The following is a 19,194-nucleotide window of genomic DNA, read 5'->3' as shown; positions in this document are numbered from 1 at the left end:
GCGTCCGTAGAATCCGGGCATGCCTGAACTCACCTCTTCCCTCTTCTGGATCGCCGTCCTTCAAATCATCATCATCGACATCATGCTCGGTGGTGACAATGCCGTCGTCATCGCCCTGGCCTGCCGCAAATTGCCGCCCGAGCAGCGCAAAAAAGGCATTTTCTGGGGCGTGGTCGGCGCCATCGGCCTGCGTGTGGTGATGATTTTCTTTGCCCTGAAGTTGTTGGCGGTGCCTTACCTGAAGATTGTGGGCGGCCTGCTGCTGTTCTGGATCGGCATCAAGCTGATGCTGCCCGACCATGACGACGGCCACGGCAACATCGACGGTGGCACCACCCTGATGGCCGCCATCAAGACCATTGTGGTGGCCGACGCGGTGATGAGCCTGGACAACGTGATTGCGGTGGCCGGTGCCTCGCACGGGTCGATGGTGCTGGTGACCTTCGGCATTCTGGTGTCGATCCCGATCGTGGTTTGGGGCAGCAAGCTGGTGCTCACACTCATGGACCGTTTCCCGGTGGTGATCACCCTGGGTGCGGCGCTGCTGGGCTGGATTGCCGGGGGCATGCTGCTGTCTGACCGGGCCACGCCAGAGGTCCTGTCCAAAGGCATCCCGTACGCGCACTACCTGTTTGCCGCCGCCGGCGCGGTGCTGGTGGTGGTGGTGGGCAAATGGCTGGGCAGCCGGCGTGCGCCGCGCGCCAGCGTCGAACTGGCCGCCCCAAACAGCACCAAAACCACTGAAGGAGACTTGCCATGACCTCATCCTGCCTGATTGCCATCGACGGCTCCGAGCCCTCAGCCCGCGCGGTGGACCATGCCATAACCGACGCGGCCAGCCGCAAGCAGTGCCCGCACCTCTACCTGGTGAACGTGCAACCGGCCCTGTCCTCCAACGTGACCCGCTTCATCGACACCCAAACGGTGGACGACTTCCAGCGGGAAACCGGCGAGCAGGATCTGGCCGTGGCCAAGGCCAAGCTGACCGCCGCCGGGCTGACGTTTTCGACGCATATCCTGGTCGGCGAAGCGGCCCCCAGCATCGTTGACTTTGCCAAACAAAAAGGCTGCGACGTGATCGTCATGGGTGCACACGGCTTTGGCAGCGTGGTGGGCCTGTTCATGGGCTCGGTCACGGTCAAGGTGGTGCACCTGTCGCCGGTGCCGGTGCTGCTGGTCAAATAATCGGCATCTGGTAGAGCCACACCGGCCGCCCGTCCGGCGCCTGCAGCCGCGCAACGGCTGGCAAATCCGCCGCCTCAAATTCCAGACTCACCAGCCAGGCGCCGGGTTGGAGTTCGTCCAACGCTTTGGCGGCGGCGCGCGGCATGCTCTCAGGGCGCTGGAACAGATACACCAGCTCATAGCCCGACCAGTCGGCGCGCCAGATATCACCCTGGCGCACCCGTGCCCACGGACAACGCAGCGCACACAAGGCGCGCAGCGGCCAGCTCCATTCCAGCCCATGCAGTTCGGCTTGCGGGTAGGCGGCGCGCAAGGCTTTCAAACCATCACCCAGCCCACAACCTGCATCCAAAACCATAGCACCTAACCCAAGTGGTGCTTTGGTTGGAAGGTCTTTGAGGGCTTGCAAAGGCGTGGGGAACAGCGGTGCATCGCGCCAGGCGTTGAGCGGGTAAATCAGCAGCAGCAGCAACAGCGGCAGCAGCCAGGCCCAGGCCGGCAACGTCACCGCACCCGAAACACCCAGCAGCAACGGGAACCCCAGCGCCATCATCAAGCGGCGCCACCAGCTGCTGCCCAGCAGGCTGGCCGCCACACCCAACGCACAGGCCGTACCCAGGGCCAGCAACGGACTGGCGCCGATGCGTTGCAAGGCCGTGAACACCGCCCAGGCCACGCCCCACACCAACACGGCAGGAAGCGGCCAAAGCCGCATGAACGCGTTCATGGCACGTTCGAGGGCTTCACACCTTTTGCAGCTTCTCAATCAACCCGTTGAGCTCATCGAGCGAGCCAAACGCAATACTCAACTCACCCATTTCCTCCATGCGTCCGGCGCGTTTGACGCGCTTTTTGACGCGCACTTCCACCTCGGCCATCAGCAGATCAGACAGCTCCTCCTCCACCCGTTTCAGGTCGCGTGACTTCTCTTTTTTCGGCTTGGCGGCCACCAGCGAAAACTCGGCACCCAGTTTTTTGACCAGCCCCTCCGCCTCGCGCACCGACATTTTTTTGGCGGCAATCTGGCTGGCCGCGGTGATCTGCATGGCTTTGTCCAGACCCAGCAGCGCCCGCGCGTGGCCCATGTCCACGTCGCCGGCCATCAGCATGGTCTGCACCGGTTCGGCCAGGTTCAAGAGGCGCAGCAGGTTGCTGGCGGCGCTGCGTGAGCGGCCCACGGCCTGTGCGGCGGTTTCGTGCGTCAGGCCAAATTCCTTGATCAGGCGCTGCAAACCTTGTGCTTCTTCCAGCGGGTTCAGGTCTTCGCGCTGCATATTCTCGATCAGCGCCATGGCGGCGGCAGAGGCGTCGGGCACATCGCGCACCAGCACCGGCACGCTGTCGAGCCCGGCCAATTTGGCGGCCCGGAAGCGTCGTTCTCCGGCAATGATCTCGTACAGCGGCCGCCCTGCCCCGCCGCTGGGTGCCTCCGGCGTGAGCTCGCTGCGCTTGCGTTCGGCGGTGGTATCGCTCAAGCGGCGCACCAGAATCGGCTGCATGATGCCTTGGGCCTTGATCGATTCGGCCAGCTCATACAGCGCGCCTTCGTCCATGTGCGTGCGCGGCTGATACTGGCCGGGCACCATGTCGCTGAGCAACAGCGTGGACGGCTGGCCGCTGTTGGCGACGCTGGCGCTGGCGCCATCCGGCCCCAGCAAGTCATCCACCGTGGGCCCGAGCAAGGCCTCCAGACCGCGGCCCAGACCTTTTTGTTTTTTGGTGACCATGTGTGTGTCCCTGTCTAAGTTTGAATCAGTTGTTGCAGCAGCGCCTGCCCGGCAGGCCAGTCGCCCAAGCCGGAGTCGGCGTTGATGTGGCCGCGCGCGCCGATGTCCACCAGCCGCGAACCCCAGGCATGGGCAAACTGGGTGGCGCGCGCCAGCGTGCAATACGGGTCGTTGCTGCTGGCGACCAGCGTGCTGGGGAACGGCAAGGTATGGAGCACCAGCGGCGACCAGCTGCCCAGCACCGGGCGCAATTCGTCACGCTCGGCATCACCCGGCGCCACCAGCAGCGCCGCCGTGACGAGGCGGGTGTTTTTGGACAGGGCCGCCCACGCCGCCACCAGTTGGCAGCCCAGGCTGTGCGCCACCAGCACGGCGGGGGCATCACGTGACAGCAACACGTCTTCGAGCCGGGCGATCCAGTCGCCACGCAACGGGCGCAGCCAGTCGTGCTGCTCGACACGGACATAGCCCAACTGGTCTTGCCAGAGGCTTTGCCAGTGCAGCGGGCCGGAGTTTTGCCAGCCCGGCAGGATCAGGATGTTCTGGGGTTGCATGACTCGGTTTTGATCGCTGACAAGCTTGGGTGTGCGGGGGCTGAACGCTGGTTGGCTTATATTTTCCGGATGCGCGCCACCATCTCGGTGGCAAACGCCACAAACGCTTGCGCCCCCTTGGATGCGGGGTCAAACACCACACCGGGCACACCGTAGCTGGGTGCCTCGGCCAGGCGCACGTTGCGCGGGATCACGGAGTTGAACACCTTGTCACCAAAGCGCGCCTTGAGCTGTTCACTCACCTGCTGCTGCAGGGTGATGCGCGGGTCGAACATGACCCGCAGCAGACCGATGATGGCCAGCTCTTTGTTCAGATTGGCGTGCACCTGCTTGATGGTGTTGACCAGATCGGCCAGGCCTTCCAGCGCAAAGTACTCGCACTGCATCGGCACAATCACCCCGGTGGCGCAGCACAGGCCATTGAGGGTGAGCATGGACAGGCTCGGCGGGCAGTCGATCAGGATAAAGTCGTAGTCGGCGTCCACCTCGGCCAGCGCGGTTTTCAGGCGTTTCTCGCGGCGCTCCAGGCTGACCATTTCCACCTCGGCCCCGGCCAATTCGCGGTTGGCACCCAGAATGTCATAGCCACAACCGGCATCAACCAGCTTGGCACTTTGCACCCGGGCCTCGCGTACCGAGGCCGATCCGAGCAGCACGTCATAGACACTGAGTTCGAGCTTGCGTTTGTCGACACCCGAACCCATGGTGGCATTGCCCTGCGGGTCCAGGTCGATCATCAGCACCCGCTGCCCGACCTTGGCCAGACCAGCGGCCAGATTGACGGTGGTGGTGGTTTTGCCAACGCCACCTTTTTGGTTGGCAATGCAGAAAATTTGGGCCATGGGTGACTTCACTCGGAGAACAAAAAAAAAGGATCAGGCCAAGGTTTCACGTGAAACAACATCAGCACATCAGCGCGACACGGCCAGCTTGATGCCAAAACCAATCAGGAACAGGCCAGCGATTTTTTCCAGCACGCGGGTGATGGTGGGGTTGGCACGGACCTTTTCCGCCAAAAAATGGGTCAACAGGGTCGAGGTGAGGCCGTAACCCAAGGTCAGCGCGGCAATGGTCGCCGCCATGAAGGCGTAGGTCAGCAATCCCTGCTGGCGCGCGGGGTCCACAAACAGCGGGAAAAACGCCATGTAAAACAGGATGGCCTTGGGGTTGAGCAGCGTGATCATCAGCGCCTGTTTGAGGAAATGGTGCGGTTGGATGGTGAGCACCGGCGCCGCGCCCGGTTTGGCCAACAGCATCTTGCCGCCCAGCCAGGCCAGGTACGCGGCGCCCAGCCACTGCACGGCCTGGAATGCATCGGGATACGCCGCGAGCAAAGCCGCCACACCGGCCACCGCCGACCACATCAGCACCTGGTCACCCAGAATCACCCCCAAAGTCGCTGCCAGCCCACCCCGGATGCCGCCCTTGCTGGTGGAGGTGATCAGCGCCAGATTACCCGGCCCCGGCACCAGCAGGAACACGAGAACGGTGACAACAAAAGTGGCGTAGTCGGTGATGCCGAGCATGGGTTTCTTTGAACGGGGGAAGGCTGCGAGTTTACGTTGGAAAGGTTGGGGCCTGAAAACAGGGTTCGTATCGGCTGTTGACGCAGCGGCTGCTGAGGCAATACCTGCAGAGGTGATTCCGTTTCCAGATCGCTACGACACCAGGCGCGAAGCCGCAGACAGTACAAACGTACGGCATGGCGTTGCAACAACGTGTCGGATTGATATGGAAATGGAATGACACCTGTGGATGGGCCCGCAGTGCACTTGGGCTGGATACCGCCGTTCGTGTCCCCCGGCCTGCGGCCTCCTCCTTGACCTCACTTTGGTACCCAACCCAAGTACCCTGCTACCAGCCGGTGTGCCTCGTATTGACTTCGGAGCAAGACCGCCCTGACAATGCCGACGCACGTTTGAGGCCGGGTTTCGAAACCGTTCGATTCCACCCGCCGCAAAGAATCAGTCGGGTGGTGCGTTTTGCGTAGGTCAAGGAGGAGGCCGCAGGCCGGGGGACACGAAGCAAAACGCATCGCCCGGCTGATTCGGTCCTAACAACGAAATGGAAGTCCTGCAGTCACCCAGCCACAGCAGGCCGCATCCACACAAAACAGCGCTCCCGCAACCCGGCACCGTCAGCTGTTCCACGTGAAACACCGACACAGAGCCAGACAACGCAACCACTTCGTCACCCGGATTCCTACGATTCCACCCGCCGCAAAGATTCGGCCCTAACAACGGAACGGAGGTTCTGCAGTCACCCAGCCAAAGCAGGTCGCATCCACACAATACACCGCTCTGCCCCCAACCCCGGCACATTGAGTTGTTCCACGTGAAACACAGAAACCGTGCCAGGCAACGCAGCCATTTCATCTGCCGGATGTTTGCCCTTCATCGCCATCCAGATGCCCTGCTCTGCCAGCGCGTTGACGGACCAGGACGTGAAATCCACCAGCGACGCAAAGGCGCGCGAGCTGACCACCTGATACTTGTCCGTCAGACGCTCCACCCGCGCATGGACACCCCGCAGATTGGGCAACCTGAGCGTCACCGCCACCTGCTGGATGAACGACGCTTTTTTGGCCACGGTGTCCACACAATCGACCTGAATCTCCGGGCACAGGATGGCCATCACCACACCCGGCAAGCCTGCGCCCGAGCCCACGTCCAGCAGCTTCACCCGTTCCGGTGCACCGGTATCGGCTGAACGCAGCGTTTGCAACTGCGATTGCAACGGCGAGATCACCGCCAGACTGTCCAGCAGATGGTGCGTCAACATAGCGGGTGCGTCGCGCACCGCAGTCAGGTTATAGACCTTGTTCCACTTCTGGATCAGGGCCATGTAGGCCAACAAGGCGCTGGTTTGTGCTTCGGTCAACGGCACACCCATTTGGGCGGCAGACTGCGTCAGGGTCTGACGCAAGCTCACATCATGATCATTGACAGACAAGTTCACTCTCCCATTGATTCAATACGGGTGGATCCCACGGTGCCATCGCCACCACGGCTGCGGGTCATGTTGGCAGGTGTCACGTGAAACACATACGTCATGGTTCACAGGTCCAGCCACGCTGCCCGTTTTGCCACGGCGGGATCAGCCGCAACATCAGTTGTCCAGCGCCGCTGGGGAGACCAACCCACGGAACCCGCTTTTCTTGAGATACACCAACAACAGCGACACCGTGGCAGGCGTGATGCCCGATATGCGGGACGCCAGGCCCAGCGTCTGCGGGCGATGTTTGTTCAGCGTTTGCCGCGCCTCAAAACTCAGCGCCGTCACCTGCATATAGTCCAGGTCCGGCGGTAGCTTCAAGTGCTCGTAGTAAGCAGTGCGTTCGATCTCGGCGTGTTGCCGTTCGATATAACCCGAGTACGTGGCCGCAATTTCCACCTGCTCAATCACCTCAGCCACAAAGCGGTCCTGCGCTAACGCGGCGGCATCTGTTTCACGTGAAACAGCGGTTGGCAGTTCTGGCGCGGCGTATTTGCCGCCGTCCAGCGACATCAGACTGGGGTAGCTGATGCCGGGGCGGCGCAGCAGGTCGGCCAGGTTGTATTCATGTTCCAGCGCCTTGCCAAACACGCGTTCTGCTTCAGCAGCCGCCAGGTTTTTCGGGCTGACCCAGATCGAGCGCAGGCGCTCTGTTTCACGTGAAACAGCGTCGCGCTTGCGGCAAAAAGCTTCCCAGCGCACATCGTCCACCAGGCCGAGCTGGCGGCCCACGTCAGTCAGGCGGGCGTCGGCATTGTCTTCACGCAACTGCAGCCGGAACTCGGCCCGGCTGGTGAACATGCGGTAGGGTTCGGTCACCCCTTTGGTGATCAGGTCATCCACCAGCACCCCCAGATACGCCTCGTCACGCGCGGGCACCCAGCTGTCGCCGGTGTAAGACGCGCCGCCCGCCGCGCTGGCCAACACATCGCCACCGCCCATGGCGCGCACCTGCAGCGCCGCATTGGTGCCGGCAAACAAACCCTGTGCTGCCGCCTCCTCGTAACCGGTGGTGCCGTTGATCTGCCCGGCAAAAAACAGACCGCCAATGACCCGTGTCTCAAAGCTGTTTTTCAGCTGGGTCGGGTCAAAATAATCGTACTCAATGGCATACCCGGGCCGCAAGATGTGGGCGTTTTCCAGACCAGCCATGCTGCGCACCAAGGCGTACTGGATGTCAAACGGCAGACTGGTGCTGATGCCGTTGGGGTAATACTCGTGGGTGGTCAGGCCTTCGGGTTCCAGAAAAATCTGGTGGCTGTCCTTGTCGGCAAACCGGTTGATCTTGTCTTCCACACTCGGGCAATACCGCGGCCCCACCCCTTCGATCTTGCCGGTGAACATCGGGCTGCGGTCAAAGCCGCTGCGGATGATGTCGTGGGTGCGCTCATTGGTGTGGGTGATCCAGCACGGCATCTGCTGCGGGTGCTGCTCGGGTCGGCCCAGGTAACTGAACACCGGCATCACCGGGCTCATGCCGCCGGGCATGCCATCACCGGGTTGTTCGGTGCATTTGCTGAAATCGATCGAGCGGCCATCGATGCGCGGTGGGGTGCCGGTTTTCAGGCGCCCTTGCGGTAGCTTGAGCTCTTTCAGGCGCGCACTCAAGCTCACCGCTGGCGGATCACCGGCGCGACCCGCCGGGTAATTGTTCAGGCCGACATGGATCTTGCCATCCAGGAACGTGCCCGCCGTCAGCACCACCGTGGTGCTGCGAAACCGGATGCCGACCTGCGTCACCGCCCCCACCACCCGGTCACCCTCGACCATCAAATCATCCACCGCCTGCTGAAACAGCCACAGGTTGGGTTGGTTTTCCAGCCGACGGCGAATGGCGGCCTTGTACAAAATGCGGTCGGCCTGGGCGCGGGTGGCGCGCACCGCCGGGCCCTTGGAAGAATTGAGAATACGGAACTGGATGCCGCCTTCGTCAGTGGCCGCCGCCATGGCACCACCGAGTGCGTCCACCTCTTTCACCAGATGGCCCTTGCCGATGCCGCCAATTGACGGGTTGCAGCTCATCTGCCCCAGCGTCTCAATGTTGTGCGTCAGCAGCAGCGTCTTGCAGCCCATGCGGGCTGCGGCCAGCGCCGCCTCGGTGCCGGCATGGCCGCCACCGACGACGATCACATCAAAATGTTGGGGGTAAAGCATGGTGGTCCATTGAAAGAAGGCAGGTGAAAAAGCGGCGCCTGCCTGGCGCCTGAGTCGCCGCTGATTTTACCGAGACCCCACCCACCGCCGCCTTTTAAGGTGACCCAGGCGGCCTGAAAGCGGCCCAATCAAGCGCACAATGGCTGTTTGCAGTTGTCGTTTAAACCTCTTGAAAAAGGACAAAAAACCATGGCATCCGGAAGAATTCTCGTGGCCCAGGGCGGCGGCCCCACCGCCGTCATCAACCAGTCGCTGGCCGGAGTGGCGCTCGAGGCGCGGCGCTTCAGCCAGATCGGGCAAATTTATGGTGCCCTGCACGGTGTGCGCGGCATCGTGGACGAAAACTTTGTCGACCTGACCCAGGAAACCAGCCACAACCTGGAACTGGTGGCCAGCACCCCGTCCAGCGCGCTGGGCTCCACCCGCGACAAACCCGATGCCGCTTATTGCCACGAGATTTTCAAAGTGCTGCAGGCGCACAAGATCGGCCACTTTTTCTACATTGGCGGCAATGACTCGTCCGACACGGTGCGCATCGTCAGCGAAGAAGCACAGGCCGCCAACTACCCGCTGCGCACCATCCACATCCCCAAAACCATTGACAACGACCTGGTCGGCAGTGACCACACGCCCGGTTTTCCGTCCGCGGCGCGCTTTGTAGCGCAAGCCTTTGCCGGCGCCAACCTGGACAACGCCGCCCTCCCCGGCGTGTATGTGGGGGTCGTCATGGGACGCCACGCCGGTTTTCTGACCGCGGCTTCCGCTTTAGGCAAAAAATTCCCGGACGACGGCCCGCACCTGATTTACCTGCCCGAGCGCACCTTTGTGCTGGAGAAATTCCTGGCGGATGTGAAAACCACTTACGAGAAATATGGCCGCTGCGTGATCGCCGTGTCCGAGGGCATTCACGATGCGTCTGGTACACCGATTGCCGCCCTGCTGGCCAAGGACCTGGAACACGACGCGCACGGCAATGTGCAACTCTCGGGCAACGGCGCGCTGGCAGATCTGCTGTGTGAAGAGATCAAGTCCAAACTCAACATCAAACGCGTGCGCGGCGACACCTTTGGCTACATGCAGCGCTCGTTCATTGGCTGCGTCTCGGATGTAGACCAGCGCGAAGCCCGCGAAGTGGGTGAAAAGGCCGTGCAGTTTGCCATGTGGGGTGACCGCGACGGCTCGGTGGCCATCAAGCGCACCGGCTTTTATTCGGTCGACTACGAACTGCTGCCGCTGGCCACCGTGGCTGGCAAAACCCGCACCATGGAAGACGAGTTCATCGCGGCCAGCGGTACCGATGTGACCGATGCTTTCCGCATGTATTTGCGCCCGCTGCTGGGCTCCAAAATGCCCGACGCGTTCCGCCTGCGGCACAACCCGATTGCCAAGGTGTTGCAACGTTGACATGTTCAAACGTTCATATTTCATATGAACGTTTAGCTATCATTTTTGATAATTCACGGTGGTGGGTACAAGCGCCTTTAGCCATCCCAGCCCGGGTCTGCGGGGCATCCGGGCGGCTCAAAGGCTGAATGAGAGCGATGCGGGTTAGCATTGGGCACCTGGGCGGTATTGCCCGATCAACACCCACCTGATGGACGGTGCTCTTCCCTGAAAGGCTCGCATGAAACTCTATTACTCGCCCGGCGCCTGCTCTCTGGCCACCCACATCGCCCTGATGGAATCCGGTCTGGTCTTTGATGCCATCGCCTCGCCCACCAAAACCCACCGAACAGCCGACGGCACCGACTACTACACCATCAACCCGCTGGGTTATGTGCCGCTGCTGGTGCTGGATGATGGTCGTCAATTGCACGAGGTCGCGGTCATTCTGCAATACGTGGCTGACCAGGTCCCGCAGCTGCAACTGGCACCCGCCAATGGCACGTTTGAGCGTTACAAATTGCAGGAATGGCTCAACTTCATCGCCACCGAATTGCACAAGGGTTTCTCGCCGCTGTTCACACCGGGCATGCCTGACGAGGCCAAGGCGCTGGCCAAAACCCGCCTGATGGACCGCCTAAAATGGACTGACGGCGAACTGACGGGCCGAACTTTCCTGATGGGTGACACATTCACGGTGGCTGACGCTTACCTGTTTGTGGTGCAAAGCTGGGGCAAACATGTGGGTGTGGACACCTCCGGGCTGGCCCAGCTGAACGCCTTTGCGGCCCGCGTGGCGGCACGTCCGGCGGTTCAGGCGGCCTTGCGTGCCGAAGGTTTGCTGAAGTAAGCCACATTGCCTCCCCGCCTTTCCTGATTCAAGGTCTGTTCATGATTTTCGAAAAAAACAATCTCCGCCAACTTGATACACCCTTGACGTCAGTCGCCACCGTTCCCCATGCACCCGTTGTGGTGCCAGATTACCTGGAAAAAACCTACTGGTGGGCCTACACCCACCCCAACGCCGTGCGCGTGTTTGAGCGCCAATGGCTGGTGAACCTGATTTTGTGGGGCAATTTCTCGCGCCTGCGCGACCTGGCCCTGCAAGACATGGGCGAGGTCATCCATGGCCAAGTGTTGCAGGTGGCGTGTGTCTACGGCAACCTCACCGAGCACATCGTGCGCCGTCTGGACCCGCAGGCCCACTTGAGCGTGATTGACGTGGCGCCGGTGCAAATCAAGAACCTGCACCAAAAATTGACCGACAAACGCCAAGTCAGCATCCTGCAACAAGACGCCACCCACATGGGCTTTGCCGATGCCAGCCAGGACTGCACGCTGGTGTTTTTCCTGCTGCACGAAATGCCGGTGGAGGTGCGCCGCAAGACGATTGCCGAGGCACTTCGCGTCACCAAGCCGGGCGGCAAAGTCATTTTTGTGGATTACCACAAGCCGGTCGCCAGCAGCCCGTTCCGCTACATCATGGTGCCGATCCTGACCACGCTGGAACCGTTTGCCATGGATTTATGGAACCATGACATCACTGAATGGCTGCCTGCCAGCGTGACGGCCGATCAGATGGACAAACAAACCTACTTCGGCGGCCTGTACCAAAAACTGGTCATCACCCGCTAAGCCGGGCCTCTCACCCAAGGCGCACAGGGCGTGCGACCGTTCATCCGATAATTGCACCTTTTTGCTGCAGACCCTGCCTTGGACACGCCCGCCACACTGACCTTTTCCAAACTTGCTTGCAGCAAGGGTGGGCGTCTGCTTTTCAAGGACGTGGATTGCACCCTGGCGGCCGGGCATTGGCTGTATATCGCCGGAGCCAATGGCGTAGGCAAAACCAGTTTGCTGCGCATGGTGTGTGGTCTGGCCCCGGTGGAAGCTGGCCAGATTCTCTGGAACCACACGCCCATTGGCGCGCAGCACGACAGTTACCGGCAAGACCTGTGTTACCTCGGCCACCTGAACGCGCTGCAGGAATCGATGTCGGTGCAGGAAAACCTGATGTTCACCTCGGCCCTGGGCGGTATCGCGCTTGATGTGCAAAAAGCCAAGTCCGTGCTGGAGCGTTTTGGCCTGCGCGGGCGGTCGCAGCAACTGGTGCGGCACCTGTCGCAAGGGCAAAAGCGCCGCGTTGCCCTGTCCCGGCTGGCACTGAGTACGGCGCGGCTGTGGGTGCTGGACGAACCCTACGTGGCGATGGACGAAGCGGGCATCCAGATGTTGTCTGACCTGATCGCCACCCATCTGGATCACGGCGGCCTGGCCGTGCTGACCAGCCACCAACGCGTGCCGGTGGGCACACACACCGCGCAACTCCTTGAATTGAAAGCACCATGACACCCACCCCGAACATCCTGGGCGCTGGTTCCGTCATGCTGGCGGTGCTCAAGCGCGAAGTGGCCTTGGGGTTGCGGCAAAAAGGCGAAGTGCTGACGCCGCTGGTGTTTTTCATGGTGATCGCCAGCCTGTTCCCGTTGGGTGTGGGCGCCGAGTCCGGCCTGCTGCTGCGCATGGCGCCCGGCGTGTTGTGGGTTAGCGCCTTGCTGGCGGCCATGTTGTCGCTGCAGCGCATGTTTGCCACCGACTACGCCGACGGCTCACTCGAGCAGATGGTGCTGTCACCCACCCCGCTGGGCCTCTTGGTGCTGGCCAAGGCGCTGGCGCACTTTCTGCTGTCAGGCGTGCCGCTGGTGCTGATGGCGCCGGTGTTGGGCCTGCAATTTGGCCTGGACAGCCGGGCGCTGGGCATTTTGATGCTGACCCTGCTGCTGGGCACCCCCACGCTGAGCCTGATTGGCAGCATTGGCGCGGCGCTGACCTTGGGCGTACGCGGCGCAGGGGTTTTGCTGTCTTTATTGATCCTGCCACTTTATATTCCGGTGTTGATTTTTGGCGCCGGTGCGGTGGAGGCCGATGCCGCCGGTCTGGGCTTTGGCGGCCATGTGTCGCTGCTGTCGGCCCTGCTGGTACTCTCGTTGTTTTTTTCACCTTTTGCCACCGCGGCCGCGTTGAGGATTTCCCTGGAATGAAAACATCTGTGACTCACTGGTTCAAGTTTGCCTCGCCGCAAAACTTCTACCACCTAGCCGGCAAACTGTGGCCCTGGTTTGCCGCGCTGGCCACCGTGCTGTGCGCCGTTGGTCTGTGGATTGGCTTTTTTGTCGCGCCGGTGGACGCGCAACAAGGCCAGGGTTACCGCATCATCTTTGTGCATGTGCCGGCCTCGCAGATGTCGATGTTCATTTACCTGGTGATGGCGGCCTGGGCCGGGATTGGTTTGGCGTTCAACACCCGCTTATCGGGCATGGTCGCCTCCGCCCTGGCGCCCACTGGCGCCTTGTTTGCTTTTTTGTCGCTGCTGACCGGCGCCTTGTGGGGCAAACCGATGTGGGGCGCCTGGTGGGTGTGGGACGCGCGCCTGACCTCCACACTGATCCTGCTGTTCCTGTACCTGGGTTTTATGGCGCTGCACGCCAGCATCGACGACCCGCGCCGCGCCGACCGCGCCAGTGCCGTGCTGGCGCTGGTGGGGGCGGTGAACGTGCCCATCATTTATTTCTCGGTCAAATGGTGGAACACGCTGCACCAAGGCGCGTCGGTGTCACTCAAGGGCAGTTCCATGGCCAGCACCATGCTCACCGGCATGCTGGTCATGGTGGTGGCGTTCTGGATGTACGCCATTGCCATCGCGCTGTTTCGGGTGCGCAACATCATTTTGGACCGTGAACGTCATACCGAATGGGTGAAACATGCAGTGGCATAGCTGGGCAGAATTTTGGGCGATGGGCGGCTACGGCTTCTACGTCTGGGGCAGTTTTGGTGTGACCGCGCTGGTCATCGTGGCTGAAATCTGGCAGGTGCGGGCGCAACGCCGGGCACTTTTACGAAACCTTTTGAACGAAACCAACTCACAGGACGATATTCACTCGTCCCCGTCATCATGAAACCACGTCAAAAACGCGCCGCCATCATTGTGGGTGGGCTTGCCGCCGTCAGCTTGTCGGCTTATTTTGTCCTGAACGCTTTCGAGAGCAACCTGGTTTTTTTCTTCACACCCAGCCAGATCGAATCGGGCGAAGCGCCCAAAGACCGCACCTTCCGGGTCGGCGGCATGGTCAAGGAAGGCTCGCTGCAGCGCGTCAACATGACGTCCAACTTTGTCGTCACCGACTCCGCCAAAGAAGTCACGGTGTCCTACACCGGCATCCTGCCCGACCTGTTCAAAGAAGGCAAAGGCGTGGTGGCGCAAGGCAAGCTCGACGGTTCCGGCCACTTCACCGCGTCTGAAGTGCTGGCCAAACACGATGAGAACTACATGCCGCCTGAAGCCCAGCATGCCATGGACCAGGCCCAGATTGCCAACACGGCCAAATCCCTGAAGTAGCCGACTCTGGCTTCCCCTCTTTACCTGGCAACACACCATGATTCCTGAACTTGGTCATTTTTCGCTGATCCTGGCCTTGCTGGTGGCGGCCAGCCTGGGGGTTTTGCCGCTGGTGGGGGCCTACCAGAACCGCGCCGACTGGATGGCTTATGCCCGCCCCAGCACGCAGGCCTTGTGGTTCCTCATAGCGTTCTCTTTTTGCTGCCTGACCTACGCGTTCTACACCAACGATTTCTCGGTGCAATACGTGGCCCAACAGTCCAACTCCAAACTGCCGATGCTCTACAAGATCTCGGGCGTGTGGGGCGGCCATGAGGGCTCGCTGCTGCTGTGGATGCTGATGCTCAGCAGCTGGATGATGGCGGTATCGATTTTCTCGCGCCAGCTGCCCGATGTGATGGTGTCGCGCGTGCTGGCCGTGCTGGGTTTGGTGTCGGTGGGCTTCATGCTGTTCATGCTGCTCACCTCCAACCCGTTTGACCGTCTGGCCGACATCCCCGCCGATGGCCGTGACCTGAACCCGATGCTGCAAGACCCCGGCCTGGTGTTTCACCCGCCCTTGTTGTACATGGGTTATGTGGGGATGGCGGTGCCGTTTGCCTTTGCCATTGCGGCCTTGCTGAATGGTCGGCTGGACGCGGCTTGGGCGCGCTGGTCGCGGCCCTGGGCCACGGCCGCCTGGATCTTTCTGACCCTGGGCATTGCCTTGGGCTCATGGTGGGCCTATTACGAATTGGGCTGGGGCGGCTGGTGGTTCTGGGACCCGGTTGAAAACGCGTCCTTCCTGCCTTGGCTGATCTCCACCGCCCTGATCCACTCGCTGGCCGTCACCGAAAAGCGGGGCCTGTTCAGAAACTGGACCATCATTCTGGCCATCACCGCGTTTTCGTTGAGCCTGCTGGGCACCTTCCTGGTGCGCTCGGGGGTGCTGACCTCGGTCCATGCCTTTGCATCGGACCCGAGCCGCGGCGTGTTCATCCTGGGCTTTCTGGTGACGGTGGTGGGCAGTTCATTGGCCTTGTTTGCGGCGCGTGCCAGCAAGGTGCAAGTGGGTGGCAGTTTCTCGCTGGTGTCGCGTGAAACCTTTTTGCTCGTCAACAACGTGTTGCTGACCACGGCGGCCGCTAGTGTGTTGCTGGGCACGGTGTACCCGCTGATCGTCGATGCGCTCAACATGGGCAAGTTGTCGGTGGGCCCGCCTTATTTCAATGCGGTGTTTGCACCCATCATGATTCCGGTGCTACTTTTCATGGTGATTGGCTCCTACGCTCGCTGGAAAACCGACAGCCTGTCTGAAATCGGCAAACGGCTGCGCCCGATCGCCATCGTGTCGGTGCTGGCGGGCGGCGCTTTGCCGCTGCTGGCAGGCACCTGGTCACCGTTGGTCGCGTTGGGTCTGACGCTGTCTGTCTGGATCATTCTGGCCTCGGTGGTCGGCATTTACCGCCACGCCAAAGCCACCCGTGGCAGGCAGTCCACCCCCTTGTCCTTCTGGGGCATGCATGTGGCCCACATCGGCATTGCCGTGACTGTGATCGGTATCACCATGGTCAAGGGTTACGAGACCGAAAAAGACGTTCGCATGGCGCTCGGTGACACGGTCATGGTCGGGGGTTACACCTTCAAGCTCACCGGCATCGGTGAACGGCGTGGCCCCAACTACAACGCCGATGTCGGTACCGTTGAATTGCTGCAAGGCGACCAACTGCTGACCACGCTGCACCCGGAAAAGCGGGTGTATTTCTCGTCCACCATGCCAATGACCGAAGCTGCCATCCAAAGCAGCCTGACGCGCGATGTGTATGTGTCGCTCGGTGAGAAACTGGAAGACGGCGCCACCCCCGCCTGGGCGGTGCGGGTGTACCACAAACCTTTTGTCACCTGGATCTGGTTTGGTTGCCTGATCATGTCGCTGGGTGGCACCATGGCCGCGCTGGACCGGCGTTACCGCAAAAAGCTGGCGCAACGCCAGGCGCCAGGGCGTGATGGCGCGGGTGCCGTCCAGACAGCCTGACAACGTGAACCCTGTCTGAACGCATGAAAAAAACACTGATTCCCCTGATCATTTTTGGCGTCCTGGTCATCTTCCTGGCCATCGGGCTGACCCGCGACCCGCGTGAAATACCGTCACCGCTGATCAACAAACCGGCACCCGCTTTCACCGCACCGGTGCTGGGCAGCGACGGCCTGCAGTTTTCCAACAAGGACATGCTGGGCAAGGTCTGGCTGCTCAACGCCTGGGCCTCCTGGTGCGTGGCCTGCCGCCAGGAGCACCCGCTGCTGGTGCAACTGTCCAAAGCCAAGATCCTGCCCATCGTCGGGCTGGACTACAAGGACAAAGACGAATTGGGCCTCCAGTGGCTGAACCGGTATGGCAACCCTTACGATGTGTCGATGGTCGACCGCGACGGTCGCATCGGCATGGATTTTGGGGTGTATGGTGTGCCCGAGAGTTTCCTGATCGACAAGACCGGCTTGATTCGTTTCAAACAGATTGGTCCCTTCACCGAAGCCGACATCACCAACAAACTGTTGCCCCTGGTGAAGGAACTGCAAAAATGAAACTCTGGCTGACCCTCTTTCTGGCGCTGCAGCTCAGCCTGCCCAGCCACGCCAACGAAGCCGCCCCGCTGGCGGAAGACCCGGTGGTGGAACAACGCCTGATCGTCATCGCCGAAGAGCTGCGCTGCCTGGTTTGCCAGAACGAATCCCTGGCCGGTTCACGCGCCGACCTGGCCATGGACTTGCGCCGCGAGGTGCGCAACCTGATCAAATCCGGCAAGACAGACGCCGAGATCAAGGACTTTCTGGTCAGCCGTTATGGCGACTTCATCCTGTACCGCCCGCCGGTCAAGCCCACCACCTGGCTGCTCTGGTTTGGCCCGCTGGTGCTGTTGCTCGGCGCCATCTGGCTGCTGATCAGCACCATCCGGCGCAACCAGCAAGCCAAGGACACCCCCCGGATGGATGCGCAACAACGCGCCAAGGCCCAAGCCCTACTTCAAGAGACTGACCTTCAAAAATGACTGTATTCATAGGTATTGCGGCGCTGTTGACGCTGCTGGTGCTGGCTTGGCTCTTGATTCCCCTGCTGCGTTCCAGCCACCGAAGTGGCATCTCCAGTGAGGGCATCAATGCGGCCATCCACCGCGACCAGTTACAAGCGCTGGAAGCCGACCTGGCGCGCGGCGTGATCAACCAGGAAGACTTTGAAGCCACCCGCGACGAACTGCAACTCAGGTTGCTGGACGACACGCAAAGCACCCCCATCACCGCGGCGACATCAGGCAAACGCCTGCTGAGCCCCAAAGCCACCGCCGTCATGGTGGCACTGGCCACACCGCTGCTGGCCGTGGGCCTGTACCTGCAGTTGGGCAACCCGACGCTGGTGGACCCGGTGCAAAACCAGCACATGGGTGATCAGCAAATCCGCGCCATGATTGACAAGCTGGCGGAGCGCCAGAAGGCCAACCCGACCGACCTCAAAGGTTGGACCATGCTGGCGCGTTCCTACCGTGTCATGGGTCGTCTGGAAGACGCACGTGACGCCTTCGAGAAAGCGGGCAACTACATCGACACCGAACCCGATGCGCTGCTGGACTACGCCGCCGTTCTGGGCGGCCTGCAAGGCAACCGACTCGAAGGCAAACCCGTTGCCCTGATCGAGCAGGCGCTCAAGGTCAGCCCCGAGCACCCCAACGCGCTGATGATGCTGGGCATCGTCGCCTACCAGCGGGAAGACTACGCTGGCGCCGTCAAAGTCTGGGAACAATTGTTGGCCATGCTGGACCCCAATTCACAGGATGCCCAGCAAATGCAAGCCAACATTGCCGATGCCCGTGCCCAAGGCAAGTTGCCCCCGGCGGATGCCACCAAACTTCCCCCCGTGCCCGCCGCCGCTGCGGGTGGCATGACACCCGAGATGATCAACCAGATGGTGGAGCGCCTGGCCAACCGCCTCAAGGACAACCCCGACGATCACGCTGGCTGGGCGCGCCTGGCCAACGCCTACAAGGTGCAAGGCAAGTTGGATGATGCGGCGCAGGCCTTCAGCAAAACCGGCCCGCTGCTCGACACCGACGCCAACCTGATCAGCCAATACGCCGACCTGCTGGCCACCCGTGCCCAGGGTGATTTCAAGGGCCAGCCCCTCACCCTCATCAACAAGGCGCTGAGCATCGACCCCAAACAGCCCCATGCCTTGATGATGGCCGCGCAAGCCGCTTTGCAGCGCGCTGACTACGCCAAAGCCATCAGCCACTGGGAAACGGTACTGACCGTGCTACCCGCTGACTCGCCAGACAGCCAGCAAGTCAAGGCCGAAATGGCCGACGCCAAGGGCAAATTGGGGGCGCTGGGCAAGCCGTAGACCGCGTACCCACCCACACCATCCGATCAACCAGATCCGGGCAATGCCTGGATCTGGTTTTTTTTCGCCTCCAAACAGCCAACTCAAGGCAAAAACGCTCCCCCCATCGTCCGGGATAACCCTGTGAATAGTTTTGCTGGAAACGAAAGGTTATCCACAAAATTTTTTAATTTTCAAACTTGTTCAGGTTTCAAAGACAGCAACGAAGCGCACTCCTGCACAGCCGTCAATCGATATCAACATGATGATTTCAAAAGAAAAATGCGACTTATCCACGATAAAGCGGGCACTCTATCTACTACGACTACTTGATGTTTAAAGATATGGATAAAGACAAGCCAAAACTTTTGACAACTTTCACGACGAAAATTGAAAGACTCAATTGAACTTGTGCATAAATTGAAAAAAGCCTATCCCGCCGCGCCTTTTGGT

21 protein-coding genes are annotated in these 19,194 nt (G+C 61.1%); 14 read left to right on the top strand and 7 right to left on the bottom strand.

Annotated features, from left to right (window positions below):
- Nucleotides 1–19: 19 nt before the first annotated feature.
- On the top strand, nucleotides 20–760 hold the full coding sequence (locus LHU53_RS05630) for a TerC family protein (protein ID WP_227331163.1): 741 nt from the start codon (nucleotides 20–22) through the stop codon (nucleotides 758–760).
- Entirely contained in the window at nucleotides 757–1,185 is a 429-nt protein-coding gene (locus LHU53_RS05625) for a universal stress protein (RefSeq protein WP_227331161.1), read from the top strand. Before LHU53_RS05630 ends, LHU53_RS05625 begins: the two co-directional genes overlap by 4 nt.
- Here LHU53_RS05625 and LHU53_RS05620 read toward each other — a convergent pair.
- The 7 genes from LHU53_RS05620 to mnmG form a co-directional block, all read right to left on the bottom strand.
- Nucleotides 1,178–1,912, bottom strand: a complete 735-nt coding sequence (locus LHU53_RS05620; protein WP_227331160.1) for a trans-aconitate 2-methyltransferase — start codon at nucleotides 1,910–1,912, stop codon at nucleotides 1,178–1,180. The two genes, LHU53_RS05625 and LHU53_RS05620, sit on opposite strands and share 8 nt — an antisense overlap.
- A 16-nt stretch (nucleotides 1,913–1,928) precedes the next feature.
- Nucleotides 1,929–2,912: a ParB/RepB/Spo0J family partition protein gene (locus tag LHU53_RS05615; RefSeq protein ID WP_227331158.1), complete on the bottom strand. Its 984-nt coding sequence runs from the start codon at nucleotides 2,910–2,912 to the stop codon at nucleotides 1,929–1,931.
- A gap of 14 nt (nucleotides 2,913–2,926) precedes the next feature.
- Nucleotides 2,927–3,466, bottom strand: coding sequence for an alpha/beta hydrolase (locus LHU53_RS05610; protein WP_227331156.1), 540 nt, complete (start codon nucleotides 3,464–3,466; stop codon nucleotides 2,927–2,929).
- 56 nt (nucleotides 3,467–3,522) lie between these two features.
- Entirely contained in the window at nucleotides 3,523–4,308 is a 786-nt protein-coding gene (locus LHU53_RS05605; protein ID WP_227331149.1) for a ParA family protein, read from the bottom strand.
- A gap of 69 nt (nucleotides 4,309–4,377) precedes the next feature.
- Entirely contained in the window at nucleotides 4,378–4,992 is a 615-nt protein-coding gene (locus LHU53_RS05600; protein ID WP_227331147.1) for a LysE family transporter, read from the bottom strand.
- 733 nt (nucleotides 4,993–5,725) lie between these two features.
- A complete protein-coding gene (gene rsmG, locus LHU53_RS05590; RefSeq protein WP_227331245.1) occupies nucleotides 5,726–6,358 on the bottom strand; it encodes a 16S rRNA (guanine(527)-N(7))-methyltransferase RsmG in 633 nt (210 codons plus the stop codon).
- 216 nt (nucleotides 6,359–6,574) lie between these two features.
- Complete coding sequence (gene mnmG, locus LHU53_RS05585; protein WP_227331146.1) at nucleotides 6,575–8,614, bottom strand: tRNA uridine-5-carboxymethylaminomethyl(34) synthesis enzyme MnmG; 2,040 nt, start codon at nucleotides 8,612–8,614, stop codon at nucleotides 6,575–6,577.
- Nucleotides 8,615–8,803: 189 nt separating this feature from the next.
- Between mnmG and LHU53_RS05580 the strand changes: the two genes are divergently transcribed.
- The 12 genes from LHU53_RS05580 (at nucleotide 8,804) to ccmI (ending at nucleotide 18,762) form a co-directional block, all read left to right on the top strand.
- Nucleotides 8,804–10,018 carry a 6-phosphofructokinase gene (locus tag LHU53_RS05580; RefSeq protein WP_227331144.1) on the top strand — a complete coding sequence of 405 codons (1,215 nt, stop codon included), beginning with the start codon at nucleotides 8,804–8,806 and terminating at the stop codon, nucleotides 10,016–10,018.
- 220 nt (nucleotides 10,019–10,238) lie between these two features.
- The gene (gene gstA, locus LHU53_RS05575; protein WP_227331143.1) at nucleotides 10,239–10,847 is read left to right on the top strand and encodes a glutathione transferase GstA; all 609 of its coding nucleotides are present in this window, start codon (nucleotides 10,239–10,241) and stop codon (nucleotides 10,845–10,847) included.
- Between the two features lie 83 nt (nucleotides 10,848–10,930).
- The gene (rquA, locus tag LHU53_RS05570; protein ID WP_227331141.1) at nucleotides 10,931–11,632 is read left to right on the top strand and encodes a rhodoquinone biosynthesis methyltransferase RquA; all 702 of its coding nucleotides are present in this window, start codon (nucleotides 10,931–10,933) and stop codon (nucleotides 11,630–11,632) included.
- Nucleotides 11,633–11,710: 78 nt separating this feature from the next.
- The gene (gene ccmA / locus LHU53_RS05565) at nucleotides 11,711–12,346 is read left to right on the top strand and encodes a cytochrome c biogenesis heme-transporting ATPase CcmA (RefSeq protein ID WP_227331140.1); all 636 of its coding nucleotides are present in this window, start codon (nucleotides 11,711–11,713) and stop codon (nucleotides 12,344–12,346) included.
- Nucleotides 12,343–13,038 carry a heme exporter protein CcmB gene (gene ccmB, locus LHU53_RS05560; RefSeq protein ID WP_227331139.1) on the top strand — a complete coding sequence of 232 codons (696 nt, stop codon included), beginning with the start codon at nucleotides 12,343–12,345 and terminating at the stop codon, nucleotides 13,036–13,038. Before ccmA ends, ccmB begins: the two co-directional genes overlap by 4 nt.
- Nucleotides 13,035–13,772: a heme ABC transporter permease CcmC gene (ccmC, locus tag LHU53_RS05555; RefSeq protein ID WP_227331137.1), complete on the top strand. Its 738-nt coding sequence runs from the start codon at nucleotides 13,035–13,037 to the stop codon at nucleotides 13,770–13,772. Before ccmB ends, ccmC begins: the two co-directional genes overlap by 4 nt.
- On the top strand, nucleotides 13,759–13,953 hold the full coding sequence (gene ccmD, locus LHU53_RS05550) for a heme exporter protein CcmD (RefSeq protein ID WP_227331136.1): 195 nt from the start codon (nucleotides 13,759–13,761) through the stop codon (nucleotides 13,951–13,953). Before ccmC ends, ccmD begins: the two co-directional genes overlap by 14 nt.
- Nucleotides 13,950–14,393, top strand: coding sequence for a cytochrome c maturation protein CcmE (gene ccmE / locus LHU53_RS05545; RefSeq protein ID WP_227331134.1), 444 nt, complete (start codon nucleotides 13,950–13,952; stop codon nucleotides 14,391–14,393). Before ccmD ends, ccmE begins: the two co-directional genes overlap by 4 nt.
- Nucleotides 14,394–14,430: 37 nt before the next feature.
- A complete protein-coding gene (locus LHU53_RS05540; RefSeq protein ID WP_227331132.1) occupies nucleotides 14,431–16,407 on the top strand; it encodes a heme lyase CcmF/NrfE family subunit in 1,977 nt (658 codons plus the stop codon).
- Nucleotides 16,408–16,430: 23 nt separating this feature from the next.
- Nucleotides 16,431–16,955, top strand: a complete 525-nt coding sequence (locus LHU53_RS05535; protein WP_227331126.1) for a DsbE family thiol:disulfide interchange protein — start codon at nucleotides 16,431–16,433, stop codon at nucleotides 16,953–16,955.
- The gene (locus LHU53_RS05530) at nucleotides 16,952–17,419 is read left to right on the top strand and encodes a cytochrome c-type biogenesis protein (protein ID WP_227331124.1); all 468 of its coding nucleotides are present in this window, start codon (nucleotides 16,952–16,954) and stop codon (nucleotides 17,417–17,419) included. Before LHU53_RS05535 ends, LHU53_RS05530 begins: the two co-directional genes overlap by 4 nt.
- The gene (gene ccmI, locus LHU53_RS05525) at nucleotides 17,416–18,762 is read left to right on the top strand and encodes a c-type cytochrome biogenesis protein CcmI (RefSeq protein WP_227331122.1); all 1,347 of its coding nucleotides are present in this window, start codon (nucleotides 17,416–17,418) and stop codon (nucleotides 18,760–18,762) included. Before LHU53_RS05530 ends, ccmI begins: the two co-directional genes overlap by 4 nt.
- Nucleotides 18,763–19,194: the final 432 nt, after the last annotated feature.

Origin of the sequence: Rhodoferax sp. U2-2l (assembly GCF_020594515.1) — a bacterium.
Lineage (GTDB): Bacteria > Pseudomonadota > Gammaproteobacteria > Burkholderiales > Burkholderiaceae_C > Rhodoferax.
Note: the sequence above shows the minus strand (reverse complement) of the source record. Positions and strands in the feature narration are given on the sequence as shown.